The organism is Acidocella aromatica, from assembly GCF_014201825.1.
Lineage (GTDB): Bacteria > Pseudomonadota > Alphaproteobacteria > Acetobacterales > Acetobacteraceae > Acidocella > Acidocella aromatica.
On the sequence record NZ_JACHFJ010000001.1, the window covers coordinates 449,247 to 475,708 of the forward strand.

Consider the following 26,462-nt stretch of genomic DNA (forward strand, 5'->3'; position numbering starts at 1 on the left):
CTGGTTCCGCCTTCGGGTTCAGTTACCGCCGCCGGACGCGGCGCTGAGGTCTTCGGCCACGGGGGTGATGGTCATGCCGGGCTGCACGTTGAGCAGGTTGTCCACCACCACGCGGTCTCCGGGGGCGAGCCCGCCATTCACCACCCAGTTCTGGCCGATGGCCGGACCGGTCTGGATCACGCGCTGCGAGACCTTGTTATCCTTGTCCACCACCAGCACCGTGGCGTCGCCATGGGTATTGTGGGAGACGGCCACCTGCGGCACCAGGATGCCCTGGGTGTTCACGCCCTCCACCAGCTCGGCATGCGCGTACATGCCCGGCAGCAGCAGATGCTGCGGGTTGGCGAAGATGGCGCGCAGCATCACCGTGCCGGTGCTCTCATCGGCATAAACCTGCGAGAATTCCAGCTTGCCGGTGAGCGGGTAGGTGCTGCCATCCTCAAGCTGCAACTTCACTGTCGCGGTGCCGTCGCCCTGGGTTTGCAGCTGGCCAGAGGCCATCTCCTGCTTCAGGCGCAGCAGCGTGGCGGTGGGCTGGTTCACGTCCACATAGATCGGGTCGAGCGTCGTCACCGTGGCCAGGGCGTCGGTCTGGCCGTCGGTGACCAGCGCGCCCTCGGTATAGCTGGAGGCGCCGATGGTGCCGGTGATGGGCGAAAGCACCTTGGTGTAGCGCAGATTGACCTGGGCGGATTCAACCGCCGCCTTGGCGGTGGCGATGTCGGCCTTCGCCTCCAGCGCCGCGGCCAACGCATCGTCGTAATCCTGCTGGCTCACAGCCTGGGCGGCGGCCAGGGGCTTGTAGCGCTCGGCCTTCGCGTTGTCGGTGGCCAGGGCCGCCTCGGCGTGGGCGAGCTGGGCCACGGCGGCATCGTAGGTGGCCTGATAGGGGGCGGGGTCGATCTGGTAGAGTTGCTGGCCCGCCTTCACCTCGCTTCCCTCCACGAACATGCGCTTGAGGATCACGCCATTCACCTGCGGGCGGACCTGGGCGATCATTACCGAGGAGGTGCGGCCCGGCAGATCCGTGGTGCGGGTGACGGGCTGGGTATGCACGGTGATCACCCCCGCCTGCACCGGCGGCGGCGGCGGCGGTTGCTTCTTGCCGCACCCGGCCAGCGCCGCGAGCCCAAGTAGCCCCGCCACCGCGATTTCCCTACCGCTCCGCGGCATGCGGAGCATTTTCGGCGCAGCAAAAAAACGGGGTGAAGCAACCCTGGCCCAAAGAGACATGTACTTATCCGGAATATTATGGTACTTGATGGTACCATTATCTGGAGGACACGCAAGAAATGTCAAGATGGTTGGCCGGAACACATCGTAACCAAGCCTGTTTTTAGCCCAGATGACACAATGCACCGAACGCAAGCGCGGCAGGCCGAAGACCGCGCCGGACGACCAGCAGCGCGCCTGCATCGTGGAAACCGCGCGCCAGCTCTTCGTGTCCAACGGCTATGGCCGGACCACGACCGAGGATATCGCCACTGCCTGCCATATCTCCAAGCAAACGCTCTACCGCCTGTTCGAAGGCAAATGCGGACTGTTCACCGCCGTGGTGGAGGCGCACCGGCAGGCGATGCTGGATTTGCAGGAGAGCTACCACACCCTCCCCTTGCCCGAGGCGCTGGAGAAGGTGTTCCGCATCGACATCGACGACGAGGCCGACCGCGAGCGCATGGCACTAATCCAGCTCGCGCGGCTGGAGGCCCCGCAATTCCCAGAGCTCGCGGCCATTACCCACCAATACGGGCGGGACAAACTGCAAGCAGAGCTGGCCGAGTGGCTGCGCTATCATTGTGAGCGCGGCGACATCGTCAGCAGCGACCCGGCAAGTGCGGCCAGCATGCTCATGGACATGGTTTTTGGCCCGATGGTCAGCCGGACGGTGGCGGGCATCAAGTGGCCCTGCGGCGATGAGCGCAAAGCCCATATCCGCCGCTGCATCAACCTGTTCCTCTATGGCGCCTGCCCGCGCTGAGGCGGCTTAAGCCGCCTCGAACAACTCCCGCCCGATATAACCGCCAGGGCGCACCCCCGGCGGACAGGCGAACACCGCGCTGCTGACATGGGTGGTGAACTGGTTCAGCGCATCCATCTTCGAGAGCTTGTCGAAAATGGGCATGAAGCCGGTGCGCGGGTCCTGCTGGTAAGCCTGGAAGAACAGCCCGGCATCATACTCGATGCCCTGGTGCCAGGGCGGCCAACGCTCGGCGGTGAAATTGGCGCCGTCGTTATAAGAGTAGGAACGGCGCAGGATCTGCGCGCCGTCGTTATTCGCGGCGGCGGCCAGGCGGGCGTGAGCGGTCTCGGGGATCACATAATCGCCATTGGCGTCGGTGGCGTTGAAATCCGGCGTGTCGAACTCATGCCGGCCGCCGAGCGGCGCGCCCGAGGCCTTCTCGCGCCCGAAGGTCTTTTCCTGGAAGGCGACCTGCATGCGGTCCCAGTGCTCGAGCGCGATGCGGATGCGCCGTGCCACCATATAGCTGCCGCCCTGCATCCAGCCCGGCTGGGTAACCCATACCGCCTTGTCCATCGCGGCTCCGGCGGGATTCATGGTGCCGTCCTTGAAGCCCATGAGGTTGCGCGGCGTGCCGGGCGATTGGCGCGCGGTGGCAAAGCCGCTCTGCACCCATTTGAGCTGCACGGCGCCATAGCCCAGCCTTGCCAGCTGGCGCACGGCGTGGAATGCGACCTGGGCATCGTTGGCGCAGGCCTGGACGCAGAGCGCCCCGCCGGAAATGCCGGGCACAAGCTGATCGCCAGGATAGCGCGGCAGATCCACCAGCGCGGCCGGGCGCTTGGCGGCCAAGCCATAGCGATCCTGCCCGTTCTGGACGAACAATTCCGGCCCAAAACCAAAGGTCAGGGTGAGGCCGGAAGGCGGCAGGCCATCGGCCTCGCCGCTATCCCCCGCCTGCACGGGCTGCCCGGCGGTGAGCCGGGCCGAGGCGTCGGTCCAACTCTTCAGCAGCGCCACGACATCCTCACGCTTCGTCGCCACAAGGTCGAACGAGGCGAAATACAGCTGATCCTGCATCGGCGTGGTGATGCCCGCCTGATGCGCGCCATGGAACGGCACGGTCTGCGCCGCCACGGGGGCGGCGATGGCGGCAGTGGCGAGGCCTCCAGCCACGCCCCCCGCCAGACCGAAAAACGTGCGGCGCGAGGCCCCAGATGAATTGGCGCCGCTCACCGCGCCTCGGCGATCGTGTTCACATCGTCCTCCACATAGTAAAAACCCTTGCCATCCGGGGCCAGCGCGAGGCCAAACAGATCGCCGCTGCCTGGCGGGGTCTGCGCCTCATCCTTGTCGATCCACTGCGCCCCGACCTGCTTGCCACTCACGGGGTCTATCTCGACCGCCTGGCCATTCAGCCCATTCACCGTCAGCAGATTGCCGTTGGGTGCCGTGGCCAACGCCAACGGGCGCTTGAGCAGCCCGTCCTGCATCACCACCGTGCCGGTGCCGGCGCTATCCGTGCGGGTCGCGGCATTGGGGATGGAGACGATGCGGTTGCCGATGGCGTCCGAGACATACAGCTCGCCGTTCTTGCCCAGGGCCAAACCGGTCGGGCCGACCAGGAACACGCTGGCATCGGCCTGCGCGCCAAAGCCGTTGGCAATGACGGTGCGGCTGGCCACCTGCGGTTTGCCTCCAGCAGGGATGCTAAGATTCAGTCGCAGCACGGTGGCGGTGTTCTGCACTGGCTGACCAGGCACGCCGATGCCGAACCCGGCATTGCTGAGGAACAGGATGGCGGTCTCGCCATTGTCGATCCAGGCCATGTTGCCCCACGGGTCGGCGATGTCCGGCCCGGTGATGGTGTCGGCCACCTTGCCCGAGGAATCGAGCACGACCAGGCAGCCTTTGCCCAATGTCTTGGTCGTTCCATCGGTGCTCGGCGCGCTGCCCACAATCACCCAGCCGGATTTCAGCATCACCATCGCGGTGGAAAGGCCAATGCCGCCAGGGCAGCCCGGCAAATCGTGCGGGATGGTGGCGAAGGTGGTGAGCTTGCCGGTCGAGGGCCGGTAATCGACGATGGTGCTGCCCGTGCCCTGGAAATTGCCCTGGTTGTTGAAATTATCGACGAGGACGTCCCCCACCTGCACGGAGCCCGCGGAAACCGGCGCCACCAGAATTGCATAGGGGTTCTGGTCGCCATTGGCGGGCTCGGTCGAGGTCAGCACATGATGCTTGTGCAGCGTCCCAAGAAACCCCGAGCCGCCGCCCTGCTCCGCCGCCGCAGCCGGAGCCGCCAGCGTCAGGCAGGAGAGCGCCGCCAGGGTCTTGAATGTCGTATGCTTTATCATGGTGCAGCCTTTCCTATGCCGTCAAAATTGTTAATGCAACTCATTCGCATTATCTGGGTAAAAAGAGGTTCTTTCAGTCCATCGGGTAGGTCATCACCGGCCCTTCCACCGTGACCCAGACCTTGCCACCCCGCTCCGGTACCGCATGGCCGCAGATACGGGCCGAGACCGCCGCCTCGGCAGCCTCCAGGCGCAGCGCCACCATCGCATCCGGGCCGTAATAGGTGATGTCCGCCACATCGGCCCGCGCTGCCTCCGGCATGGGTGCGGTAGAAAGTCGGATCTGCTCGGGGCGCAGCATAACCCGCACCGCGCCCAAGGCAGCGGGCGCGGCCAGGGGAAATACGCCCAGCGCCGTATGGGCCGAGCCGCCCAAGGCTTGGCCAGGGAGGAAAACCGCCTCCCCCACGAAGGCCGCCAGTTCCGGCGTGGCCGGGCGGCGGTACAGTTCCATCGGCACGCTAAGCTGCGCCAGCACGCCGCGCTGCATCACCCCCACGCGGCTGCCCATCGCCAGCGCCTCGGGCTGATCATGCGTCACCAGAATCGCGGTGGCATTGGCGGCGCACAGGGCGCTGGCCACGGCGGCGCGGGTTTCGGCGCGCAAACCTGCATCTAGGGCGGAGAAGGGTTCATCGAGCAGCAACATGCGCGGATGCGGAGCCAAGGCGCGGGCCAGGGCCACCCGCTGCTGCTCTCCGCCCGAAAGCTGCTGCGGCGCGCGGTTGGCGTAATGCTCGGGCAGGCCGACAAGTTCCAGCAACTCGGCCACCCGCGCCTTGGCCCGGCGCTGCGCGCGCGGCAGGCCGAACACGATGTTCTCCGCCACGGAGAGATGCGGGAAAAGCGCCCCCTCCTGCGCCACATAGCCGATGCCCCGGCGCTCGGGGGGGAGGCTCTGGCGGCCATCCGCGAGCAGATGCCCATCCAGCCGGATAGTACCGGAATCTGGGCGCAAGAACCCGGCGATCAGCCGCAGCAGCGTGGTCTTGCCGCTGCCCGAAGCACCGAGAATGGCCACCAGCTCGCCCGCCGCGACGCTGAAATTGATCCCGCGCAGCACCGGGATGGCGGCGAAATTCTTGTCCAGGCCGGAGATGTTAAGTTCAGACATGATCTTTAAGCCTCCACCCGCGAGGCCCCGAAACGCTGCGCCAACAGCCAAGAGGCGCTCATGGAGAGCAGCGCCGTGGCGGCGGCATAAGGAGCGGCGGCGGCAAAGGCGATGGTCGAGGTATCGGCCCAGATCTGCGTCGCCAGCGTGTGGGTGCCGATCGGCGCCAGCAGCAGCGTGGCGGTGAGTTCGGTGGACACGCCGATGAACACCATGGCGGCGGCGGCCCCCAGTCCGGCGGCGGTCAATGGCAGGGTGATGCGCCAGAGCACGGCGAAACCGTTGAGCCCGAGCGTGCGCCCGGCTTCCTCCAGCCGCTGCTGCGCCTGGGACAAAGCGGCACGCACACTCACCAGCGCCACCGGCAGAAACAGAATGGCATAGGCGAAGAGCAGCGACAGACGGCTCTGATACAGCGGGTGCAGATGATGCACGGTGAGCGAGATAAGCGCCAGCGCCACCACGATGCCCGGCACGCTCTGGCCGAGATAGGCGCAGCGCTCGACCAGCGCCACCGCCCAGCCATGATGCCGCGCCGCCAGCAACGCCAAAGGCAGCGCCAGCAGCAGCGTCAGCACCGCACCTTCCAGCCCCAGCCCCACGGAACTCCAAAGCGACAAGAGCAGATCCGTCCACGCCCCGCCCGCCACCGTGTTGGCGGCGCTGTTGGCGCGGGTCAACCAAAAGCCGATCACGCCCAGCGGCACGCCGGTGGAAATGAGCGCAAACAGCACCAGCCCCGGCAGGGCCACATGCCGCCAGCGCCCCAGCGGATAACGCGCCGCACTCCGCCGCGCCCCGCGCGCGAGGCGGCCATAGCGCGCCGTGCCGCGCACAAGCTGCTCGGCGGCTAGGCAGGCAATGCAGAGCAGCACCAACACCATGGCCAGCAAGGCGGGCTCGGCACCGGAAAACCCGGTGCGGTAAAGGGCGTAGATGGCTGTGGTAAAGGTGCGGAATCGCAACAATGCGAAGGCGCCGAACTCCACCAGCGTGTTGGCCGCCACCAGCAGCATGCCGCCCAGCAGGGCCGGGCGTAGCTGCGGCAACACCACACGCCAGAAGATGGCGCACGGGGAGAGCCCCAGCGTACGCGCGGTTTCCTCCAGCGCCGGGTCCATCTCGCGCAATGCCGCCGCCACAGGCAGGTACACCAGCGGATAATAGGCGATGGTCACGACCAGCAGCGCCCCCCCGAAGGTGGCGAAGGCGGAACTCATGGAAAGCCAAGCATAGCTGCTGATGAAGGAGGGGATGGAGAGCGGCACTACCATCAGCGGCGCCCATACGCGCCGCCCCGGCACATCCATGCGCTCCATCAGCCACGCCGCCGCCGTGCCGATGACGGCGCACAAGCCCGTCACGCAGGCAATCAGCAGCAGCGTGTTCACCAGCAACTCGCCCACAAGCGGCCGCCAGAGGAGCATCACAGCCCTGCCCCAGCCAATGCTGGCGGCGTTGAACGCCGTTACCGCCAGCGGCAGCAGCACGAGGAGAGACACCGCCCCGGCCGCCAGCAGCAAAGCCGGGCGGGGGGCGTCCTCATGCGCCGTCATGTTGGCCAGGGCAGACACGGATCAGATCAGCCCGGCCTGTTGCAGCAACTGCCCGGCTTCCTGGTCGTCGCCCAGGTCGGACGGCGCGATGGCGGGAGGCTGCAACTCGCTGAACGGGGTGAGCTGGGCGTTGGGGGCGATGCCGGGACGCAGCGGGTATTCGAAGTCGATCTCGCTCTTGCCCAGCAGCTCCTGCGCCTTGGGGCCGGCGAGGAAGGCGAGGAATTTCTGCGCCTCGGCTTGATTCTTCGAGGATTTCAGCACCGCGGCACCAGAGACGTTGACCAGACCGCCGACATCGCCGTTGCGGAAGTGGTAGAGTTTGCTGTCGATCTTGCTGGCACCCAGCTCGGTGCGCAGGCGGTACCAGTAGTAGTTGTTGATGAGGCCGGAGGCGACATCGCCATGCGCCACGGCGGCGGCAACGCCCTCGTCGTCGTCATAGATCTTGGCGTTGTCCTTCAGCCCCTTCAGCCAGGCGAGCGTGGCCTCGGTGCCGTGGAGCTTGGTCATGGCGCTCACCAGGGGGAGGAAATCGCCGTCGCTGGGGGCGACGCCGATTTTGCCCTTCCATTGCGGCTTGGCGAAGTCGAGCAGCGAGACTGGGAGTTCCGCATCATTGAGCTTGGCGGGGTTGTAGGCCAGCACGTTCTCGCGGGCCAGCAGACCGAGCCAGTTGCCATCGGCGGCGCTGTATTTGGCCGGGACCAGGGCCAGCGTGGCGGTAGCAACCGGGGCGAGCAGGCCCTTTTCGTCCAGCAGGTTCAGCTCGGGCGAGTTCTCAGTGAAGAACACATCGGCTGGGGAGTCCGCACCTTCCTGGATGAGCTGGTTGGCGATATCCGGCCCCTCCCCTTCATGGAGCAGCACCTTGATCCCCGTCTCCTTGGTGAATTCGGCGGCCAGCATGGCGTCCACCTGCGGGTGCTGGGCGCTGTAAACCGTGAGCGGCACGGATTGCGCAAAGGCGGGACCAGAGGCCAGAACCACCACGCCAGCCGCGGCGGCGAGCAGGAAACGGGACTTCATCACGATGCACTCCTTCATGCAAATGCGAATTATTCGCAGTACGAAGGCGCGGTGGTACGGAGAATGACGGAGTAAGTCAAGGGGGGGTGATCGTGGAGGGCTAACTTGGCGGGATTTCGCCGGTCGAATTTTGGTAAATCCCGGCCCTGTAGCCAACTCAGTTCAACCGCTGTGCTCCTAATCACGCCTTCTCTGACGACAAAGAGCTTTAGTACGTGTCACCATTATTAGAATCTGCTATTAGAGCACATCATAAATTGAAATAGAATTGTCTCTGCCATGAACATGAAGAAGGATACTCGACGCCAGCATCATGTATGGCGCAGCTACCTTGAAGCGTGGAGCACGAATCAGACCATTTTTTGTTTAATGGACAGTCTGATTTTTCCGTCGAACGTTAGTGGAGTAGGAGTAGAAAGGGATTTCTATAAGCTCTCGCCCTTAACCAGTACTGACATTCAAGGCATTCGATGGCTTTTTGAAGGCAAGATGCATCCAAGTGGGAAGCGCGTGCGGGAGAATTTTCTAACTGCCTTTGGCTTCCCTGGGTGGCTGCTTTCCAACCCGCCGCCGCATCTGGCAGGAAACGCCAAATATGAAGCCCAATTACGGCATCAGATCATTAATGTCGAGGAAGATTGGCACGCCGCTCTCGAGAACAAAATGACGCCAGTCATCGCTGCCCTCCGAAGGCGCGAGACATCCGTCTATACTGACGACAAAGAGTGCATCCCATTTCTGCATTTCCTATGCTTGCAGATGTTGCGTACAAAGGGAGTGCGCGACAAAATTGCTGCACGAACAAGCGAAATGAATGGGTTTAGCATCGTACGTTGCTGGAATATTCTCCGACATATTTTTGCTGTGAATGCAGGACTTAGCCTCTACCTAGAACGAAAAAAGCGTTCTCTTTTGTTGTTAGAAAATAACACGGACGTCCCATTCATAACCGGCGATCAGCCTGTCGTTAATCTCTTTTCAAATTCTGCCTCCGACAAGCCGCCAGAACTATTCGCTCCCTATTATCCACTCAACCCATCTACCGCGCTTATCATCGATGAGGTGGAACATAGATGCGGCTATACCAGCGGCTCGACCTCAGTTGAGCAAGTCAGGACCCTAAATAGACGAATTAGGGAGGCATCGTATCGTCAGGTATTTAGCAATTCAAAGGAAGTTCTTCAGGACATAATTGCCTCTTCGTAAACACAAAAAATACTCATTAGATATATCACTTAGAGCCATTTTCCATGCCTGCACGTCTGTTGCAAGAGGGAGCTTTGTAGTTCACCAACGCCGACAGTGGGACGAAACCAAAATCGAGACACTACCAAATCGATGCAACAATCGCCTGAGCAGGTTGGCTGGTCAACAAGACCACAGTCTCATTCTCGGCAATCAGGCAATCATCCATCGCCAGAGCAACGATCTCATCATCACTCAGCACCTCACAACCACCAGACAAACACAAGACAAACCCAGCAGAAACGGAAACCTGCTCCCCCGCCGCCAGCTCCACGCGCCGCACCTCGTGACGAAAAGCCCCGCGCCTTGTCATCACGTTCAAATCCGTCACCGCACCGCCCAGCAAAGCCGCACTGGCGGGGGCATCACCCGGAAAACGCAACGGCGCGCTTTCCGGGGTAAGGAGATGCTCCACGCCATCGACAGTGAGGCGGAAGCCCACGCCCTCCAGCACCGTCAGCGTGCGCTCGATGCCGGGGAAGCTGGAGAACGGGCCATCCGCCGCCACGCGCGCCATGCTCAGCCGCCAGCCGAAATCCTCCAGCCCTGCCCCGCGCGGGAACACGGCGATCTCCGCCGTCTCCCCGCCGCCATTCTTCCAGGGCATGGATCTGAACGCATCGCGCTTAAGGCGGCGCATGGTCAGCCGAGAATCCCCGGCAGATCCAGCCCCTTTTCGCGCGCGCAGGTGAGCGCGATGTCGTAGCCCGCATCGGCATGGCGCATCACGCCGGTGGCGGGGTCGTTCCACAGCACGCGCTCCAGCCGCTTGGCGGCCTCTGGCGTGCCATCGGCGCAGATGACCATGCCCGCATGCTGGGAGAAGCCCATGCCCACGCCGCCGCCATGGTGCAGCGAAACCCAGGTGGCGCCCGAGGCGCAGTTGAGCAGCGCGTTCAGCAGCGGCCAGTCGGAGACGGCGTCGGACCCGTCGCGCATGGCCTCGGTCTCGCGGTTGGGCGAGGCGACGGAGCCGGAGTCGAGATGGTCGCGCCCGATGACGATGGGGGCGGAGAGTTCGCCCGAGGCCACCATCTCGTTGAAGGCGAGGCCCAGGCGGTGGCGGTCACCCAGCCCCACCCAGCAGATGCGCGCTGGCAGGCCCTGGAAGGCGATGCGCTCCTTGGCCATGTCCAGCCAGTTATGCAAATGCTTGTTGTCGGGCAGCAGCTCCTTCACCTTGGCGTCGGTCTTGTAGATATCCTCCGGGTCGCCCGAGAGCGCCGCCCAGCGGAACGGGCCGATGCCCTCGCAGAAGAGCGGGCGGATATAGGCGGGCACGAAGCCGGGGAAGGCGAAGGCGTCCGCCACACCTTCCTCGAAGGCGCGCTGGCGGATGTTGTTGCCGTAATCGAAGGTCGGCACGCCGAGCGCGTGGAAACCGAGCATCGCCTTCACATGTTCGGCCATCGAGGCACGGGCGGCCTTTTCCACGGCAGCCGGGTCGCTCTCGCGCTTGGCTTCCCACTCGGCAACGGTCCAGCCCGCGGGCAGATAGCCGTTCACCGGGTCATGCGCCGAGGTCTGGTCGGTGAGCATGTCCGGCTTGATGCCGCGACGGAGCAGCTCGGGCAGGATTTCCGCCGCGTTGCCCAGCAGGCCGACGGAAACAGGCTTCTTCTCGGCGCAGGAGCGTTCGATGATCGCCAGCGCCTCGTCCAGCGTGTCGGCGCGCTGATCGACATAGCGGGTCTTCAGCCGCATCTCGATGCGGCTGGCCTGGCACTCGATGGCCAAACATGAAGCGCCCGCCATCGTCGCCGCCAGAGGCTGCGCGCCGCCCATGCCGCCAAGCCCGGCGGTGAGCGCCCATTTGCCGGAAAGATCGCCCCCGTAATGGCGGCGTCCGGCCTCGACGAAGGTTTCGTAAGTGCCCTGCACGATGCCCTGGGTGCCGATATAGATCCACGAGCCAGCGGTCATCTGGCCGTACATCATCAGGCCCTTGCGATCCAGCTCGTTGAAATGCGCCCAGTTGGCCCAGTTCGGCACGAGGTTGGAGTTGGCAATGAGCACGCGCGGGGCATCGGGGTGGGTGCGGAACACGCCGACGGGCTTGCCGGATTGCACGAGCAAGGTCTCATCCGCTTCCAGCCGCTTGAGCGTGGAGACGATACGGTCATAGCTCTCCCAATCGCGCGCCGCGCGGCCGATGCCGCCATACACCACCAGCTCCTCCGGACGTTCGGCCACCATCGGGTCGAGATTATTCATCAGCATCCGCAGCGGCGCCTCGGTGAGCCAGGATTTGGCGGAGAGTTCCGCACCGTGCGGGGCGCGGATGACACGGGCATTGTCGAGACGCGTCATGGGCAGAGTCCTTTCAGGATGTCCTGCAAAACCGGCAGGATGGGAGCGGAAGGATTGAAAGCGGTGGGCCAGTTTTCCGGCGTGGGCGCGGCGGGCTCATCCATATAGCCGCGCATGGCGAGCTCCATCTGGATGGCATGCACGCCGTTCTGGGGCTGGCCGTAATGACGGGTGATCCAGCCGCCCTTGAAACGCCCGTTCAGCACCCAGGAGAAACCGGAACGGGCGCAAATCACTTCGACGCGCGCTTGATAGTTTGGCGCGCAGGAGGCCCCGCCATTGGTGCCGATGTTGAATTGCGGCAGCTCATCTGGAAACAGACGCGGGATTTGGCTGCGAATGGAGTGGCAGTCATAGAGCACAATGTTGTCGTGCCTTGCCCGCAGGCGGGTGATCTCGTCTTCCAATGCCGCGTGATAGGGGCGGAAATAATGCTGCACGCGCCTTGCGGTTTCCGCTTCGTCCGGCGGAATGGCGGCGTAGAGCGGCTCTCCGCCGAAACTCTCAACGGGGCAAAGCCCGGTGGTGGCTTGCCCCGGATAGAGCGAGGCGCCGGAGGGATCGCGGTTGAGGTCGATGATTGCGCGGGAGATATTGGCGGCGATGATGGTGGCGTCCAGCGTCTCGGCGAAGGCGTAGAGCGTGGGGATATGCCAGTCGGCATCCTTGCGCGCCAGCCAGTCCGAGATAAAAACGCCTGCAAACTCCTTGGGGATTTCGGTGCCCGCATGGGGCATCGAAAGGATCAGCGGCGCATTGCCCCGGCGCAGGGTGAAGAGGCTCATGCCAACCCCGGCAGGGTAGGCTCGTCCAGCGCGCCCCCGGCCAGCAGGGCGATGGCGGCGTCGATATCGGGGGCGAAATAACGGTCGTCGTCGAGATGCGGCACCTTGGCGCGCAGCGTGGCGCGGGCTTGCTCCAGCGGCGCGGAGGACGGCATCGGCCAAAAATCGCAGCCTTGCGCCGCCGCCAGCCACTCAATGGCCAGCACCGCGCGCAGATTGTCGTTCATCTCGGCAAGGCGGCGCGCGCCATGCGCGGCCATGGAGACGTGATCCTCCTGATTGGCTGAGGTGGGGATGGAATCCACCGAAGCCGGGAAGGCGCGCGTCTTGTTCTCGGAGACCAAAGCCGCAGCCGTGACCTGCGGAATCATGAAGCCGGAATTCAGCCCAGGCTTGGGCGTAAGAAAGGCGGGCAGGCCCGAAAGTGCCGGGTCCACCAGCATGGCGAGGCGGCGTTCCGCCAGCGAGCCGATCTCGCACACCGCCATGGCGATCATATCCGCCGCGAAGGCCACGGGCTCGGCGTGGAAATTACCGCCCGAGAGCGCCTCGGTGGGGTTGGTGAAGATCAGCGGGTTGTCGGTCACACCATTGGCTTCCGTCTCCAGCGTGGCGGCGGCTTGGCGCAGCACGTCCAGCACCGCACCCATCACCTGCGGCTGGCAGCGCAGGCAATACGGGTCTTGTACACGCGGGTCGTCCGCCCGGTGCGAGGCGCGGATGGCGCTGCCCGCCATGAGGTTGCGCAGCGCCTCGGCCACTTCCGCCTGCCCCTTATGGCGGCGCACGGCGTGGATGCGCGGGTCGAATGGCGCGTCGGTGCCCTTGGCGGCATCGGTGGAGAGCGCGCCGGTGATCAGCCCGGCGCGGAACAGACGCTCGGCTTCGAACAGCCCGGCGAGCGCGTTGGCGGTGGAGAATTGCGTGCCGTTGAGCAAGGCCAGCCCCTCCTTGGGGCCAAGCTCCAGCGGGGTGAGACCGGCCTCGGCAAGCGCCTGAGTTGCAGGCACGCGCTGGCCGTTGACGAAGAACGCGCCAACGCCCAGCATCGCGGCGGTCATATGCGCCAGCGGCGCGAGATCGCCCGATGCACCCACCGATCCCTGCGCCGGCACCACGGGGATCAGGTCTTTTTCCAAAAGTACGGCCAGCATGTGCACCGTTTCCACCCGCACGCCGGATGCCCCTTGCCCCAGCGAGCCGAGCTTCAGCGCCATCATCAGCCGCGCGATGGCAACCGGCATGGCCGGGCCAACACCCGCCGCGTGCGAAAACACGAGATTGCGTTGCAGCGTGGCTAGATCGTCAAGCGCGATGCGCACCGTAGCCAGCTTACCGAAGCCGGTATTGATGCCATAGGCAGGCTCGTTACGGGAAAGAATCTCCTGCACCGCCGCCGCACCCGCCGCGATGGCGGGCAGCGCGGCATCATCCAGCGTCAGCGCCGCACCGCGATAGATCGCACGCCATTGCGCCAGGCTGATATCGCCGGGGGTGAATTTCATGAGGCACTCCAGATTCGTTTATAAAGCGGATTAAAGCCAAGCCGGTAAACCAGTTCGGCAGGTTGTTCGATATCCCAGATCGCCAGATGGCATTTCGCCCCCGCCCGCAGCACGCCGACATCATCGCGCCCCAGTGCGGCGGCGGCGTGGCGTGTGACACCGAGTAGACACTCGGTGACGGTGAGACGGAACTGCGTGGCGGCCATGTTCATCGCCAGTAGCAGCGAGAACATGGGCGAGGTGCCGGGGTTGAGATCGGTGGAGACGGCCATGCGCACGCCATATTGGCGCAGCGCCGCGATCGGCGGCAGGCGCGTCTCGCGCAGCATAAAGAACGCGCCGGGCAGCAGCACCGCAACAGTTCCGGCCTCGGCCATGGCGCGCGCGCCATCTTCATCGGTACATTCTAGATGATCGGCTGAAAGTGCATGATGGCGCGCAGCCAGGGCGGCTCCATGCAGGTTGGAAAGCTGGTCGGCATGCAGCTTCACCCGCAATCCGGCCTTGGCAGCTGCGGCGAACACCATTTCGGTCTCAGCTGGAGAAAAAGCAATACTCTCGCAAAACGCATCCACCGCGTCGGCCAGATGATGTTTGGCCACATGCGGTATCATCTCCTCGCAAAGCAGACGCAAATATTCCGTGCGCGGGCAATCCGGCGGGACGCTGTGTGCGCCGAGAAAAGTCCTGGAAATATCAGCGGTATTACCAAGACCATAGGCAACTTCGAGGCATTTATACTCGGCTTCGGGCGCAAGCCCGTAGCCGGATTTGACCTCTATTGTCGTCACCCCCTCGGCCAGCAGCGGGGCAAGACGCTTGCGGGCCAGCATGTCCAACTCGGCGGGGGAAGCGGCGCGGGTGGCTCGCATGGTGCCGAGAATGCCACCGCCCTTGCGGGCGATCTCCTCGTAGCTCGCCCCCTCCAGCCGCGCCTCGAACTCCGCCGCGCGCTCACCCGCATAAACCAGATGCGTATGGCAATCGATCAGCCCCGGCGTGATCCAGCGATTTTCGCAATCAACCACCTCGTCCGCCGCCATCTCCTTCGCTGGACCAGCATAGACAATCCGCCCTTTCTCCTCAGCCACCATGCCGTTCTCGACCACGCCGAGACCGGGCAGCTCGGGATTCATCGTGGCAAGATGGGCATGGGTGAAAACGCGCATCGCAAGTTCGGCCTTGGCGGATGGAGTGCTTCAGTTGTATATACAATATCGGAGATCGACAGGAGCTGTCCAGTGCCAGATGCATATTTGTTCCGCCACGCTTTACTGCCAACCGGCTGGACCGAGAATGTGCGGCTGATTGTCGAGAATGGCGTGATCGCCAACCTGGAAACCAAGATGCCGGGCGGCAAGGAGATCGCACTACCGGGCATGCCCAATCTGCACAGCCACGCCTTCCAACGCGCCATGGCCGGGCATGTGGAACGCCGGGGCACGGGGCAGGATAGTTTCTGGACGTGGCGGACACTGATGTACAAGCTCGCCCTCTCGATGTCCCCAGAGGATGTGGAAGCGGCGGCGACGCTTGCCTTTATCGAGATGCTTGAAGGCGGTTTCACCTCCGTTGCCGAGTTCCATTATCTGCACCACGCGCCCGATGGCACGCCCTATGCCGATATCGGCGAGATGGCGGCGCGCATCGCCGCGGCGGCGGAAGCGGTGGGGATCGAACTGCTGCTACTGCCCGTGTTCTACGCCCATGCTGGTTTCGGCGGCACAGCGCCCGCGCCCGAGCAGCGGCGCTTCCTCTCCTCGCTCGACAATTACACCAAACTTTACGAGCGCTGCGCTGCACTAGCTCCTTCCGGTGTTGCACCGCACTCGTTGCGCGCGGCCACATTGCCCGAGGTGAAGGCGCTGGCGGAACTGGCTGGCGGTAGGCCGGTGCACATCCATATCGCCGAGCAGACTGCCGAAGTTGACGCCTGCATCAGCTTCTCCGGTCAGCGCCCGGTGGAATATCTGTTGGCCAACGCGCCGGTCGGGCCGAACTGGTGCCTTGTGCATGGCACGCACATCACGCCGCAGGAGGGTGCCGCGATGGCGGCGGCAAACGCGGTTGCCGGGCTGTGCCCGATCACCGAGGCCAATCTGGGCGACGGCATTTTCCCCATCCAGCATTTCTCCGGCGCCTGGGGCGTGGGGTCGGATTCCAATGTGCTCATCGACGCCGCACGCGAATTGCAGATGCTGGAATATTCCCAGCGCCTTGCCCAACGCGCCCGCAACGTCATGGCCTCGCCCGCGGCACCCTGCACCGCCACCGCCTTGTATCAGGCCGCCGTGGCGGGCGGAGCGCAGGCGCTGGGGCTGCAAGGCGGGCTGCGCCCTGGCGCACCGGCCAGCTTTGTCACGCTCTCGGGCGAGAACCCCGAACTTGCCCTTTCCCAATCCGTATTCTGCGCCCGCCAGCCTGCGGTGCGCGGCGTGTGGGTGAATGGCCGTCAGGTTGTGGAAGATGGCCGCCACGCCCTTGCACAAACCACCCGGCTGCGGTTTGACACTATGATGGACCGATTGATCTGAGATGAACACGAAACCACCCAAACTCTACGAGCAGGTGAAGACCTATCTGCTGGAAGGCATCGCCGCGGGACGCTGGACCGAGGGCGGCAAGATCCCTTCCGAATTCGAGCTGATGGAAACGCTCGGCGCCTCGCGCATGACGGTGCATCGGGCACTGCGTGAAATGTCGGCCGACGGTTTGCTGCTGCGCGTGCAGGGTGTGGGCACCTTCGTGCAGCCCCGTGCCCCGCGCGCCACACTGCTGGAGGTGTATGACATCGCCGAGGATATCCAGGCTCGCGGCCATACGCACCGGGCCGAGGTGCTGCGGCTGGAGGCTCTGCGCGCCGACGTTGCCCTCGCCACCGAGTTCCGCCTCTCACCACGCGGACGGATTTTTTATTCCGAGATCGTGCATTACGAGAACGACGACGCCGTGCAGCTGGAGGAACGCTTCGTCTCGCCGGATTTCGCGCCGGGCTATCTGAAGCAGGATTTCACCGCCATCACCACCAACCGCTACCTGCAATCCATCGCCCCTCCAATGGAGGTGGAACACATCATCCACGCCATCACACCCGACGCACATATCCAGGCGCGGCTGAATGTGGGGGTGCACGAACCATGCCTGCGCCTGCTGCGCCGCACCTGGGCGGAGAGCGGCCCGGCCACGCGCTCGGTGCTGACGCATCCAGGCAGCCGATACTCGCTGGGCAGCCGCTACCGCCCGGCCAACTGGTCGCCCAAGCCCGGCTGAAGCGCCGCCAGGAACGGGGCGGTGAGGTCGATGGCGGCGGGGGCGTCCACCGGCGCGGAGCCCGCCATCATCGCCACAGCGAAGCCAATGGCCGAGGACACCGGGTTGTGCCGCCCCATCCCAGCGCACAGGTCCATCACCAGCGTGGGACAAAGGAATAGTGCGAGGCGCAGAACCTCCCGCCAATCCTCGGGCAACATGTCACGCGTATGCAGCGTGTTCAGGAACGGACGCCAGAATCGCTCCGCCTTCACCTCCAGCAACGCCCGGCGCAGCGCCGTCGGCGCCCAGTCAGTCTCGATATGCAGAGCGCCATTCTCAACCCGCACGCTGGCCTTGTAGCGCGAAGCTGTCTCCTCCGGGTCGTACAACCAAAACGGATGCGCCAACATGTTGTGGAAGGTGGACTTCACCTCGGCCAGCAGCGAGGGCACGTTCTCACCCGCGAAGGCAGGGTCGAAAAATACCAGCCCGTCCAGCGTATCCCACACATTGGCGTTATGCGCGTCGCCATGCGCGGTCACGCCGCCCGCATCAGCCAAGCGCAGCGGGTTCAGCCGTTCCGCCGCACGGACGAACAGCTTGTCCAGCGTATGACGGTAGCGCGCGCCGTTGATGACGAAGGGCAATGCGGCGAAGTCTTCCCAAGGCAGCGTCAGGCCGGGGAGGTCCACGCTCTGACGGAGATAGAAGCGCTTGTAGCGCCCGCCGGGGAAGTGCCCGTCATCGACTAGCCTGTTATGGAAAAGCTGGTGCAGCGGCTCGGCGGCGGCCTGTTCGGGCGTGATGACGTGCAGCGTGCGTTGGGCCACTGCCAGCAACGCCTCGTCCAGCCCGGCCTCGGCGGCCAGGGCGCGGGGGCTGGTTTCGCCCAAGGCGTCCAAGGCGCGCAGCGTGTCGGCAAAGCGCGGTTCATGGCGGCGGCGATAGACGAGGATCTGCTCGCCCGGCAGGCGCGAGACATGCGCAGGCATGTCCACCGGCAACCCGGCGGCGGCCAGCAGCCCGGCGCGGTAATACTCGCCGGCCATCGTCTCCTCGCCGTCCTCCTGGTGGAATTTGAAGAAGAACTCATCGCCCCCGGCAGAGAAAAACCCGTTCAGCGAGTTCAGGCTGTACTGGTCACTGTTGATGCGCAAGCCTTGCGCATCCAGCCCGAACAGATCTGCCAGCAGCGCCACCACGCCTGCCACAGCCTCGTCGATCCGCCCCGCGGCCGCGAGTTGGCGCAGCGCCGCCGTGCGGCTCTCAGATACTGGCAAGATACCCGCCATCGACATACAACACCTGCCCCGTGATGTAGGAGGACGCGGGACTGCACAGGAACACCGCCGCCCCGGCCAGGTCCTCCAGCTCGCCGAAGCGCGCCAGCGGGATCTTCGCCAGCATGGCCTTGGCCCAGGCCTCGTTCTCGTAGAACACTTCCGTCATGCTGGTGCGGAAATAGCCCGGCCCGATGCCGTTCACGCGGATGCCCAAGGGTGCCCATTCCGCCGCCAGCGCGCGGGTCACGCCCACCAGCCCGGATTTGGAAGCACCATAAGGTGCTGCGGTCGGCACCCCGACCTCGGAGGTAAGCGAGCAGAGATTCAGGATCGCCCCGCCCTTGGACATCATCCGCGCCGCCGCCTGGGCGCAGAAGAACGCGCCCTTGAGGTTGGTGTTGAGGATCTTGTCCCACAGCGCCTCGTCCACATCGAGCGACGGGCAGACATCCTCGACCCCGGCATTGTTCACTAGAATGTCGAGGGTCGGCGTCATCCCGGCCAGGGCGGCGAAGCACTCGGCCACGGCGGCGGGGGTGGAGACATCCAGCTTCACCGCCGTGGCAGCATAGCCAGCCTCACGCAGCCCCGCCGCCACGGTCTCCAGCGCCACGAGATCGCGCCCCGCGCAGAACACCTCCGCCCCCGCCTCGGCCAGCGCCAAAGCCAGCGCCCGGCCAATGCCGCGCGAGGCCCCCGTGACCAAAGCCTTGCGTCCCGCCAGCGAGAAACGGTTCATGCCAATGCCTCCAAAGCCGCATCGAGCGCGGTGAGGAACATCTCCTGCATCGCCTCAGTCCCCACGCTCACCCGGAACCAGCTTTCGTAACCCGGCTCGGTCCAGGGTTTCACGATCACGCCACGCGAGAGCAGCACCTCGGCCAGTGCCGTGGCCGGGTGCTTCGTGGAGACATACAGGAAATTCGCCGCCGAGGGGGCGCAGCGCAGGCCGCGCGCCTCCAGGGCTTCACGCAAAGCGGCACGGTTTTGCAGCGTCTGCGCCACCACGTAGGCCAGATGCGCGTCATCCCCCAGCGCCGCCAGCGCCGCGCGCTGCGCCGCCACATTCACCGGAAAGGGTGTTCGCACCTTGTTGAGCTGCCCAGCCAGGGCCGCCGAACTCGCCATCGCATAGCCCACGCGCAACCCCGCCAGCCCATAGGCCTTGGAGAACGTCCGCAGCACCAGCCAGGGGCGCTCCTGCGCCGCCAGCAGGCGCAGGCTATCCGGATAGCCCGGCTCATGGCGGGCATATTCGTAATAGGCTTCATCCAGCACCAGCAGCGCGTCTTTGGGCGCGGCGTCGATCAGCGCGGCCAGCCCCGCCTCATCCAGCAGGCAGCCCACGGGGTTGGAGGGGTTGGATATCATCACCACCCGCGCCCCCTGCCCCAAGGTCTCGCGCCAAGCCGGGACATCAAACTCCAGCACGCCGGTGACGGGGATCTTGCGCACATGCGCGCCCATCATCAGCGGGTAGATCTCATGCAGCCCGAAGCACGGCCCCAGCGTGAGCACCGTGCTGCCAGGGGTGAGGAAGGCCTCGGCGATCATCTCGATGATATGTTCGGAGCCGTTGCCGCAGATAATCCGCTCCGCCGCCACACCCGTGCGCGCGGCCAGAGCCTCGCGCAGCGGAGCGCAACTCGCATCGGGGTAGAGCCATGTCTCGGCGCTCAGGCCCGCCAGCGCCTCGCCCACAGCGGGGCTCGGGCCCCAGGGGTTCTCGTTGCTGCCGAGCTTGGCAACCTGGGTAAGCCCGTAGCGGGCGCGCACGGCGGCCTCGCCCAGCCCGGCATTGTAGAGCGGCATCGCGGCCAGTTCGGGCCGCGCCAGTGCCGCGCTCATTTGGCCAGCAGCTTATCGCGCAAGGGCGAGACAGCACGGGCATGGCCGTCGAACCCCTCATAGCTGGCGAAGCGGTGCGCGTGTTTGGCCAGCGCCGGATAGGCGGCACTGGTGACATGCGCGATGGAGGCGCGCTTCATATAATCGAACACGCAGAGCGGTGAGCCGGTGCGCGCCGCGCCATTGGTGGGCAGTACGGCGTTGGGGCCGAGCAGGTAATTGCCAAGCGTCACCGGCGTATAACGGCCGAGCAGAATCTCGCCCGCATTACGTATCTGCCCGAGCGTGGCGAAAGGCTCGGCGGTGAGGATCTCCAGATGCTCCGGCGCGTAGCCGTTCACGAACTCCACGGCGGTGGCGAAATCCTTGACCAGCACGATGCCGCCATGCGGGCCGCACAGCACGGCGCGGGAAAAGCCCGCGCGCTTTTCGTCCATCTCGGCCCAGTAGCCGGGCAGAGCGGCGCGGGCTTCCTCGGCCACGCGGGCGCTGTTGGTGACGAGGTAAGCCGAGGAATCCGGCCCGTGCTCGGATTCGATGATGAGATCGAGCGCCGCCAGCGCACCATCTGCGCTGTCATCGGCCAAAATCAGCGCCTCGGACGGACCGGCCGGGGTGCCGGGGTCGATCACCTGCGCCAGCAGCCGCTTGGCCGCCACCACATAAGGGCTGCCAGGGCCGACGATCTTCTCGCATCTCGGCACGGTCGGCGTGCCATAGGCCACCGCCGCCACCCCCTGCGCGCCGCCACATTTGTAAATCTCGGTCACGCCGATCAGCTTGGCCGCCACCAGCGTCCCGGCATCCACGCGGCCATCCGGCCCCGGCGGGGTGATGATGACCACGCGCTTCACCCCCGCCACAATCGCCGGGATGCAGGTCATGTTCACGACGCTCGGGAACGCGCCCTTGCCGCGCGGCACGTAGCAGGCCACGGAATCGATGGGCAGCATGCGGTCGCCCGTCCACACCCCGGGGCTAATCTCCTTCATCCACATTTCCTCGGGCTTCTGGGCCTCGTGGAAGCGGCGGATATTGTCGATGGCCAGCTTCAGCGTCTCGATCATTTCAGGATCGAAGCTGGCGAAGGCGGTCTCGAACTCCTCCTCGGTGGCGCGCAGCGTCATGCTGTCCGCCGTCACGCCGTCGAACGCCTTGGCGAAGCGCAGCAGCGCCGCATCCCCTTCCTCGCGTACCGCCACGATGATCGGCTCCACCTTGGCCATGATGCCGGAGAGATCCGTCTCGGTGCGGCGGTACAGCGCGGGCGGAATCACGCCCGTCATACGCAGGTCGATGAAGTTGACGCTCTCGGTCATGGGCAATCCTTCAGGCTTCGTCGGAGACAAGATCTTCGCGGATGGTGGCGAGCACGCGCTTCTGCAGCGCCATGAATTCCGGCGTGGAGATGATCTCCTGCGTGCGCGGGCGCGGTAGATCGACCTTGAACTCGGTCTTGATCCGCCCCGGCCCCACCGTCATCGCCACGATGCGGTCTGAGAGATACACCGCCTCCTCGACATCATGCGTGACGAACAGCACGGTCAGCTTGTGCTGCTCCCACACGCGGGTGAGGAGCGTCTGCATCTCGTGGCGGGTCATCGCGTCCAGCGCGCCGAAGGGCTCGTCCATCAGCAGCACTTTCGGGCGGTAGGAGAGCGCGCGCGCAATCGCCACGCGCTGCTTCATCCCGCCGGAGAGTTCATGCGGATAGGAATCCGCGAACTTGGCAAGCCGCACCAGGGCCAGATGCTCATCGGCGATGCGCCTGCATTCCGCCCCCTTATGTCCCGCCGCCTTCAGCGCGAACTCGATATTCTTGCGCGCGGTGAGCCAGGGCAGCAGCGTATAGGACTGAAACACCACGCCGCGATCCAGCCCCGGCCCGGTCATCGGCGCGCCATCCACCAGAATGTCGCCCTCATCGTAATCCAGCAGCCCGGCCACGATGGAGAGCAACGTGCTCTTGCCGCAGCCCGACACCCCCACCAGCGAGACGAACTCATTCTCCCGCAAGGTCAGCGAGACATCCGAAAGTGCCCGTGTGCGCTTGAAGCTTTTGTTGACGCTCTTAATCTCTAATTTCGGCGCCATAATCAGCCACGCCTCTTCGCATAGGGGAACAGCACACGCTCCAGCGCCTTCATCATCTGGTCGCAGAGCAGGCCAAGCACACCGAGCACCAGGATATAGCCGATGGTCACGTCGGTCTCGAAATAACGCTGCGAGACGGTGATGCGGTAGCCAAGCCCGCTATCGGCGGCTACCAATTCGGCCACCACCAGCCAGGTCCAGGCCCAGCCGAAGGTGATGCGCAGCGTGTCCCAGATCCCCGGCAGGGCGGAGGGGATAACGATCTTCATCTGCAATTTGAGTTCAGAAAGCCCCAGCGTACGCCCCAGCCCGATGAAATCCGGCGGCACGCGCTTCACATTGTCCATCACCATCAGCACCTGCTGGAAGAACGTGCCGATCCAGATGATCAGGAATTTCTGCAAATCCGTGGTGCCCGCCCATAGAATGGTGAGCGGCAGGAACGCCACCACCGGCATGTAGCGGATGAAATCGGCCAGCGGCTCAAGGGCCGCCTCCCAAAACCGGCTGGTGCCGATGAGTACGCCGATGGGCACGGCCATTGCCGAGGCGATGACGAACCCCGCCACCACGCGATAGACCGAGACCTCGACATCGCCCCAGAGCGTGCCGTCCAACGCCAAACCGGCGAGCTTGTCCCAGATCGCCCCTGGTGCTGGCAGGAAAAGCGGCGGCACCAGCCCGGCGCTGGTCACTGCCCACCAGATGGCGAGCAGGACCAGGAACACCGAGGCTGAGATGACAAGATACGTGCCCCGCCCGATCTCTCCACCCGTGGTGAAGAGACCGCGCCAGAGCGCCTTGGCTTTACTGCGCCGCATTGAGGAAATCGGCGTCCAGAACCTGAGCGGGGGTAACCGGCTTGGTCACGAGCCCGGCCTGCGTGGCGGCCTTCAGCACGTCGTTGAAGGTCTTGTCGCGGAATGCGCCGTTAAACGCCTCACGGGCGGCGGGCACGGTGTAGTAGGTCACGCCGTCGAAGGCCGTGTTCAGGCTGGCGAGGTCGGAGCTCACCGATTTGGCGATGATCGCGCGGCCATCGGCAGTGTTGGCGTTGTAGTAGGTGATCGCATCCTGCCAGGAACGCACCAGCGCCAGGATCTGGCCGGGATGCTCCTTGATCATCTTGTCGCTGACGATCAGCACATCCGAAATCAGGCCCGGATTCACGCCCGCCGTGAACAGGCGGTGATAGCCCTTTCCGGCGGCAAGCGCTGCGGAGATGTACGGCTCATACGTCACGGCCACGGGCACGCGGCCCGCCAGCATGGCGCTGCCGGCGCTGTCGGCGGGCATGGGCACCTTGGTCACGTCGCTCATGCTCATGCCGGCCTGGGCCAGCGCGTAGTGCAGCAGCACGTCGGAGGTGGAGCCCTCCTCATACGCCACCTGCTTGCCCTTGAGCTGGGCGATGCTGGTGATGGAGGACGGGGCGAGAATGGCGTCGGCGGTGTTGGAGAAATCCATCAGCAGCACGGCCTTCACCGGCAGCCCGGCGGAGACCATGGCCATAGCGGTGTTGGTGGAGACGCAAGCGGCATCGACCTTGCCACCGGCCATGGCGGCGTTCAGCTCCTTATCCTCGTCGAAATTGACGAGGGTGACATCCTTCAGCCCTTCCTTGGCGAAGAAGCCTTTATCCTGCGCCACCGCCCACTGGCCGTAGCCGAGCCAGGGCTCCAGCGCGATCTTCACCGGGCCGGGCTCGGGCGTGGTGGGGATGGTGGCGGCGCGAGACTGCGCTCCCGCGAACAGCGAACCCGCCAGAGCGAGCGAAAGAAGCAAGCGTTTCTTCAACATGAATAACCTCCTGTTACCTTTCACGGGGCGTTTTCGGCGCTGCTCATCTTTTTGGCGCAACCCGCGATGCGCCCTGTCCATACGCCCGCATTGCAGCAGTTCCTAGTATCCGGGTCAACGTGTTTGTATATACAATAGGCATGTATGTATATACATCTTGCTTGCCACGGCAAGCTGCCGCTTTTATGGTCATGCGCATGAAAGCTGTCCGCCTGCATGGCATCGCCGATCTGCGTTACGAGGACATCGAAGCCCCCGGCGAGGCCGGCAGCCTGAAAACCCTGGTGCGCCCCTGACCATGCTCCTGCTCAACACCGAGGACGCCCGCGCCGCCGCCCAGCGCCGCCTGCCGCGCATTTTCTTCGACTACATCGACGGCGCGGCCTCCACCGAAGCCACCGCCCGCGCCAACGAGGCCGATTTCGCCCGCTGGCGGCTGGAGCAGCGGGTGATGACCGGCGCGCCCAAGCCGAACCTCGCCACAACCTTCCTGGGCGAGACGCACGGCCTGCCCTTCATGCTCGGGCCGGTCGGGTTTCTTGGGCTGTATCGGGGCAATGGTGAGGTGCAGGCCGCCCGCGCCGCCGCAGCAGCCGGGGTGCCGTTCTGCCTCTCCAGCTTCTCTATCGCCTCTATCAACCGCGTAGCGCGCGAGGCTCCGGGGCGGAACATGTTCCAGCTCTATGTCCTCACCGACCGCGCCTTGGGTGCCGAGATGCTCGCCGCCGCGCGCCAGGCCGGAGTGGAGACGATCTTCCTCACCGTGGATTGCGCCATCACCGGCATCCGCGAGCGCGATGTGCGCAACGGCTTCCGCAGCCTCACCAGCCTCACCCCCAGCCTGCTGGCGCGCCTCGCCCGCAAGCCTGGCTGGTGCCTGGATATGCTGCGCCACGGCAAACCGAGAGTGGAGGCCCTGGCCACCCACCCGGAATTCGGCAACTCCGTGCTGGCCCAGGCGGCGGCCCTCTCCAGTCGCATCGACCAGAGCCTAAGCTGGGACGACCTCGCCTGGGTGCGGGAGAACTGGCCAGGCAAGCTGGTGGTGAAGGGCTTGCTCTGCGCCGATGACGCCCGCCGCGCGGCTGATGCGGGCGTCTCCGCCATTGTCATCTCCAACCATGGCGGCCGCCAGCTCGATGGCGCCAGTTCCACCATCGACCGCCTGCCCGAGATCGCCGCCGCGGCACATGGGCTGGAACTGCTCATCGATAGCGGCTTCCGCCGGGGCGCGGATATCGTGAAGGCGCTGGCGCTGGGGGCCTCCGGCGTGCTGCTCGGGCGCGCCTATGCCTACGCCCTGGCGGCCAATGGCGGGACGGGGGTGAACCAGATCATCTCTGCCCTGAAAGCGGAGATAGAAATCGCTTTGGCGCTGATGGGCTGCCCCGACATCCCCACCCTACGCGCTGACGGCGCCCGCTACGTGCGCCCAGCCTGAGGCCCGCCGCCCCAGCAGATGGCACAGCGCCTGGGTCATCGGCGCGCGATTGAGGGTGTAGAAATGGAATTGCCGCACGCCCTCTTCATATAGCCCACGACACAGACCCGCCGCCGCCATCGCCGCGACCAGCGGGCGCATCTGCGGGTTGTCGTCCAGCCCGTCCAGCAGGCGGTCCAGCGCCGGGGGGATTTGCGTGCCGCATTGGGCGGCGAATTTGCGCGTCTGCGCCGCGTTGGCGATGGGCAGGATACCCGGCACCAGCTCCGCCGATATCCCTGCTGCCGCCGCACGGTCGCGGAAGCGCAGAAACACCTCCGGCGAGAAGAAGAATTGCGTGATGGCGCGGTCCGCCCCGGCGTCGATCTTGGCTTTCAGATTGTCGAGATCAGCCTGCACGCTCGGTGAATCCGGGTGGCATTCCGGGTAAGCGGCCACCGAGATCTCAAACGGAGCGAGGCGCTTGAGCGCCTCCGTCAGCTCCGTGGCATTGGCGAAGCCGTCTGGGTGCGGGGTGAAGCGCCCCGCGCCCGCCGGCGGATCGCCGCGCAGCGCCACGATATGCCGCACGCCCGCTGCCCAATAGCCGCGCGCGATGTCCAAAATCTCCTCTCGGCTCGCCCCCACGCAGGTAAGATGCGCCGCAGCGTTCAACCCGGCCTCATGCACCAAGCGTGAGACCGCCGCGTGGGTACGCTCGCGCGTGGTGCCGCCAGCGCCGTAAGTCACCGAGACGAAACGCGGGCGCAGCGGGGCCAAGGCCTGCACCGTCTCCCATAATTCGGCGTCCATCTTCTCCGTCTTGGGCGGAAAGAACTCGAAGGACAAAGCGAGATCGTCCGCCGGGGGGAGAGGGGTGATCTGGTTCATGGGGATATCCTCG

At 65.0% G+C, this 26,462-nt stretch carries 24 protein-coding genes; 5 read left to right on the top strand and 19 right to left on the bottom strand.

The window, feature by feature from the left end:
- Positions 1-18 precede the first annotated feature (18 nt).
- The gene (locus HNP71_RS02270; RefSeq protein WP_343062179.1) at positions 19-1,146 is read right to left on the bottom strand and encodes an efflux RND transporter periplasmic adaptor subunit; all 1,128 of its coding nucleotides are present in this window, start codon (positions 1,144-1,146) and stop codon (positions 19-21) included.
- A gap of 199 nt (positions 1,147-1,345) precedes the next feature.
- Between HNP71_RS02270 and HNP71_RS02275 the strand changes: the two genes are divergently transcribed.
- Positions 1,346-1,978: a TetR/AcrR family transcriptional regulator gene (locus tag HNP71_RS02275; protein ID WP_183265205.1), complete on the top strand. Its 633-nt coding sequence runs from the start codon at positions 1,346-1,348 to the stop codon at positions 1,976-1,978.
- A 6-nt stretch (positions 1,979-1,984) separates the two neighbouring features.
- Here HNP71_RS02275 and HNP71_RS02280 read toward each other — a convergent pair whose 3' ends face one another.
- The 5 genes from HNP71_RS02280 to HNP71_RS02300 form a co-directional block, all read right to left on the bottom strand.
- Positions 1,985-3,136 carry a Dyp-type peroxidase gene (locus HNP71_RS02280; protein WP_343062180.1) on the bottom strand — a complete coding sequence of 384 codons (1,152 nt, stop codon included), beginning with the start codon at positions 3,134-3,136 and terminating at the stop codon, positions 1,985-1,987.
- A gap of 56 nt (positions 3,137-3,192) precedes the next feature.
- Positions 3,193-4,317, bottom strand: coding sequence for an NHL repeat-containing protein (locus HNP71_RS02285; protein ID WP_183265207.1), 1,125 nt, complete (start codon positions 4,315-4,317; stop codon positions 3,193-3,195).
- 73 nt (positions 4,318-4,390) lie between these two features.
- Positions 4,391-5,431: an ABC transporter ATP-binding protein gene (locus tag HNP71_RS02290; protein ID WP_183265208.1), complete on the bottom strand. Its 1,041-nt coding sequence runs from the start codon at positions 5,429-5,431 to the stop codon at positions 4,391-4,393.
- Positions 5,432-5,436: 5 nt separating this feature from the next.
- Positions 5,437-7,005: an ABC transporter permease subunit gene (locus HNP71_RS02295; protein WP_221246571.1), complete on the bottom strand. Its 1,569-nt coding sequence runs from the start codon at positions 7,003-7,005 to the stop codon at positions 5,437-5,439.
- 3 nt (positions 7,006-7,008) lie between these two features.
- The gene (locus HNP71_RS02300; protein WP_246344038.1) at positions 7,009-8,016 is read right to left on the bottom strand and encodes an iron ABC transporter substrate-binding protein; all 1,008 of its coding nucleotides are present in this window, start codon (positions 8,014-8,016) and stop codon (positions 7,009-7,011) included.
- A gap of 279 nt (positions 8,017-8,295) precedes the next feature.
- On the opposite strand from HNP71_RS02300, the gene HNP71_RS02305 reads away from it, so the two are divergent.
- Positions 8,296-9,222 (top strand): DUF4238 domain-containing protein, encoded by a 927-nt coding sequence (locus HNP71_RS02305; RefSeq protein WP_183265210.1) that lies wholly within the window; start codon positions 8,296-8,298, stop codon positions 9,220-9,222.
- Positions 9,223-9,343: 121 nt separating this feature from the next.
- Here the strand turns inward: HNP71_RS02305 and HNP71_RS02310 are convergent, their stop codons facing one another.
- Genes HNP71_RS02310 through hutI form a run of 5 tightly spaced genes read right to left on the bottom strand, consistent with a single transcriptional unit; the run spans position 9,344 to position 15,030 of the window.
- On the bottom strand, positions 9,344-9,901 hold the full coding sequence (locus HNP71_RS02310) for a HutD/Ves family protein (protein ID WP_183265211.1): 558 nt from the start codon (positions 9,899-9,901) through the stop codon (positions 9,344-9,346).
- A 2-nt stretch (positions 9,902-9,903) separates the two neighbouring features.
- A complete protein-coding gene (gene hutU / locus HNP71_RS02315; protein WP_183265212.1) occupies positions 9,904-11,571 on the bottom strand; it encodes a urocanate hydratase in 1,668 nt (555 codons plus the stop codon).
- A complete protein-coding gene (gene hutG, locus HNP71_RS02320; RefSeq protein WP_183265213.1) occupies positions 11,568-12,356 on the bottom strand; it encodes an N-formylglutamate deformylase in 789 nt (262 codons plus the stop codon). The genes hutU and hutG overlap by 4 nt, the downstream gene beginning before the upstream one ends.
- Entirely contained in the window at positions 12,353-13,861 is a 1,509-nt protein-coding gene (gene hutH, locus HNP71_RS02325) for a histidine ammonia-lyase (RefSeq protein WP_183265214.1), read from the bottom strand. The genes hutG and hutH overlap by 4 nt, the downstream gene beginning before the upstream one ends.
- The gene (gene hutI / locus HNP71_RS02330) at positions 13,858-15,030 is read right to left on the bottom strand and encodes an imidazolonepropionase (protein ID WP_183265215.1); all 1,173 of its coding nucleotides are present in this window, start codon (positions 15,028-15,030) and stop codon (positions 13,858-13,860) included. Before hutI ends, hutH begins: the two co-directional genes overlap by 4 nt.
- 72 nt (positions 15,031-15,102) lie before the next feature.
- Here hutI and HNP71_RS02335 point away from each other — a divergent pair, with 72 nt between their 5' ends.
- Both HNP71_RS02335 and hutC read left to right on the top strand, forming a co-directional pair.
- The gene (locus HNP71_RS02335) at positions 15,103-16,395 is read left to right on the top strand and encodes a formimidoylglutamate deiminase (RefSeq protein ID WP_343062181.1); all 1,293 of its coding nucleotides are present in this window, start codon (positions 15,103-15,105) and stop codon (positions 16,393-16,395) included.
- Position 16,396: 1 nt separating this feature from the next.
- Positions 16,397-17,131: a histidine utilization repressor gene (gene hutC, locus HNP71_RS02340; protein WP_183265217.1), complete on the top strand. Its 735-nt coding sequence runs from the start codon at positions 16,397-16,399 to the stop codon at positions 17,129-17,131.
- Here hutC and HNP71_RS02345 read toward each other — a convergent pair.
- Genes HNP71_RS02345 through HNP71_RS02375 form a run of 7 tightly spaced genes read right to left on the bottom strand, consistent with a single transcriptional unit; the run spans position 17,095 to position 24,138 of the window.
- Positions 17,095-18,393 carry a hypothetical protein gene (locus tag HNP71_RS02345; RefSeq protein ID WP_221246573.1) on the bottom strand — a complete coding sequence of 433 codons (1,299 nt, stop codon included), beginning with the start codon at positions 18,391-18,393 and terminating at the stop codon, positions 17,095-17,097. The two genes, hutC and HNP71_RS02345, sit on opposite strands and share 37 nt — an antisense overlap.
- Positions 18,380-19,135, bottom strand: coding sequence for an SDR family NAD(P)-dependent oxidoreductase (locus HNP71_RS02350; protein ID WP_183265218.1), 756 nt, complete (start codon positions 19,133-19,135; stop codon positions 18,380-18,382). The genes HNP71_RS02345 and HNP71_RS02350 overlap by 14 nt, the downstream gene beginning before the upstream one ends.
- Entirely contained in the window at positions 19,132-20,244 is a 1,113-nt protein-coding gene (hisC, locus tag HNP71_RS02355; protein WP_183265219.1) for a histidinol-phosphate transaminase, read from the bottom strand. The genes HNP71_RS02350 and hisC overlap by 4 nt, the downstream gene beginning before the upstream one ends.
- Positions 20,241-21,563, bottom strand: coding sequence for a histidinol dehydrogenase (gene hisD / locus HNP71_RS02360; RefSeq protein ID WP_183265220.1), 1,323 nt, complete (start codon positions 21,561-21,563; stop codon positions 20,241-20,243). Before hisD ends, hisC begins: the two co-directional genes overlap by 4 nt.
- A gap of 10 nt (positions 21,564-21,573) precedes the next feature.
- A complete protein-coding gene (locus HNP71_RS02365) occupies positions 21,574-22,338 on the bottom strand; it encodes an ABC transporter ATP-binding protein (RefSeq protein ID WP_221246574.1) in 765 nt (254 codons plus the stop codon).
- 2 nt (positions 22,339-22,340) lie between these two features.
- Positions 22,341-23,159, bottom strand: coding sequence for an ABC transporter permease (locus tag HNP71_RS02370; RefSeq protein ID WP_183265221.1), 819 nt, complete (start codon positions 23,157-23,159; stop codon positions 22,341-22,343).
- Complete coding sequence (locus HNP71_RS02375; protein WP_183265222.1) at positions 23,146-24,138, bottom strand: ABC transporter substrate-binding protein; 993 nt, start codon at positions 24,136-24,138, stop codon at positions 23,146-23,148. The genes HNP71_RS02370 and HNP71_RS02375 overlap by 14 nt, the downstream gene beginning before the upstream one ends.
- Before the next feature lie 298 nt (positions 24,139-24,436).
- Here HNP71_RS02375 and HNP71_RS02380 point away from each other — a divergent pair, with 298 nt between their 5' ends.
- Positions 24,437-25,579 carry an alpha-hydroxy acid oxidase gene (locus HNP71_RS02380; protein ID WP_183265223.1) on the top strand — a complete coding sequence of 381 codons (1,143 nt, stop codon included), beginning with the start codon at positions 24,437-24,439 and terminating at the stop codon, positions 25,577-25,579.
- On the opposite strand, the gene metF is transcribed toward HNP71_RS02380, so the two are convergent.
- On the bottom strand, positions 25,541-26,449 hold the full coding sequence (metF, locus tag HNP71_RS02385; RefSeq protein WP_183265224.1) for a methylenetetrahydrofolate reductase [NAD(P)H]: 909 nt from the start codon (positions 26,447-26,449) through the stop codon (positions 25,541-25,543). The genes HNP71_RS02380 and metF overlap by 39 nt on opposite strands.
- Positions 26,450-26,462: the final 13 nt, after the last annotated feature.

What these genes read in the sequence shown, in the direction of transcription:
- HNP71_RS02275 (WP_183265205.1), top strand. Translation starts at nt 1,346, where the DNA reads ATGACACAATGCACCGAACGCAAGCGCGGCAGGCCGAAGACCGCGCCG.
- HNP71_RS02285 (WP_183265207.1), bottom strand. Translation starts at nt 4,317, where the DNA reads ATGATAAAGCATACGACATTCAAGACCCTGGCGGCGCTCTCCTGCCTG.
- hutU (WP_183265212.1), bottom strand. Translation starts at nt 11,571, where the DNA reads ATGACGCGTCTCGACAATGCCCGTGTCATCCGCGCCCCGCACGGTGCG.
- hutH (WP_183265214.1), bottom strand. Translation starts at nt 13,861, where the DNA reads ATGAAATTCACCCCCGGCGATATCAGCCTGGCGCAATGGCGTGCGATC.
- hisC (WP_183265219.1), bottom strand. Translation starts at nt 20,244, where the DNA reads ATGAGCGCGGCACTGGCGCGGCCCGAACTGGCCGCGATGCCGCTCTAC.
- HNP71_RS02300 (WP_246344038.1), bottom strand. Translation starts at nt 8,016, where the DNA reads ATGAAGTCCCGTTTCCTGCTCGCCGCCGCGGCTGGCGTGGTGGTTCTG.
- HNP71_RS02370 (WP_183265221.1), bottom strand. Translation starts at nt 23,159, where the DNA reads ATGCGGCGCAGTAAAGCCAAGGCGCTCTGGCGCGGTCTCTTCACCACG.
- hisD (WP_183265220.1), bottom strand. Translation starts at nt 21,563, where the DNA reads ATGACCGAGAGCGTCAACTTCATCGACCTGCGTATGACGGGCGTGATT.
- HNP71_RS02380 (WP_183265223.1), top strand. Translation starts at nt 24,437, where the DNA reads ATGCTCCTGCTCAACACCGAGGACGCCCGCGCCGCCGCCCAGCGCCGC.
- HNP71_RS02305 (WP_183265210.1), top strand. Translation starts at nt 8,296, where the DNA reads ATGAACATGAAGAAGGATACTCGACGCCAGCATCATGTATGGCGCAGC.
- HNP71_RS02290 (WP_183265208.1), bottom strand. Translation starts at nt 5,431, where the DNA reads ATGTCTGAACTTAACATCTCCGGCCTGGACAAGAATTTCGCCGCCATC.
- hutC (WP_183265217.1), top strand. Translation starts at nt 16,397, where the DNA reads ATGAACACGAAACCACCCAAACTCTACGAGCAGGTGAAGACCTATCTG.
- hutG (WP_183265213.1), bottom strand. Translation starts at nt 12,356, where the DNA reads ATGAGCCTCTTCACCCTGCGCCGGGGCAATGCGCCGCTGATCCTTTCG.
- HNP71_RS02310 (WP_183265211.1), bottom strand. Translation starts at nt 9,901, where the DNA reads ATGCGCCGCCTTAAGCGCGATGCGTTCAGATCCATGCCCTGGAAGAAT.
- HNP71_RS02350 (WP_183265218.1), bottom strand. Translation starts at nt 19,135, where the DNA reads ATGAACCGTTTCTCGCTGGCGGGACGCAAGGCTTTGGTCACGGGGGCC.
- HNP71_RS02365 (WP_221246574.1), bottom strand. Translation starts at nt 22,338, where the DNA reads ATGGCGCCGAAATTAGAGATTAAGAGCGTCAACAAAAGCTTCAAGCGC.
- HNP71_RS02375 (WP_183265222.1), bottom strand. Translation starts at nt 24,138, where the DNA reads ATGTTGAAGAAACGCTTGCTTCTTTCGCTCGCTCTGGCGGGTTCGCTG.
- hutI (WP_183265215.1), bottom strand. Translation starts at nt 15,030, where the DNA reads ATGCGCGTTTTCACCCATGCCCATCTTGCCACGATGAATCCCGAGCTG.
- metF (WP_183265224.1), bottom strand. Translation starts at nt 26,449, where the DNA reads ATGAACCAGATCACCCCTCTCCCCCCGGCGGACGATCTCGCTTTGTCC.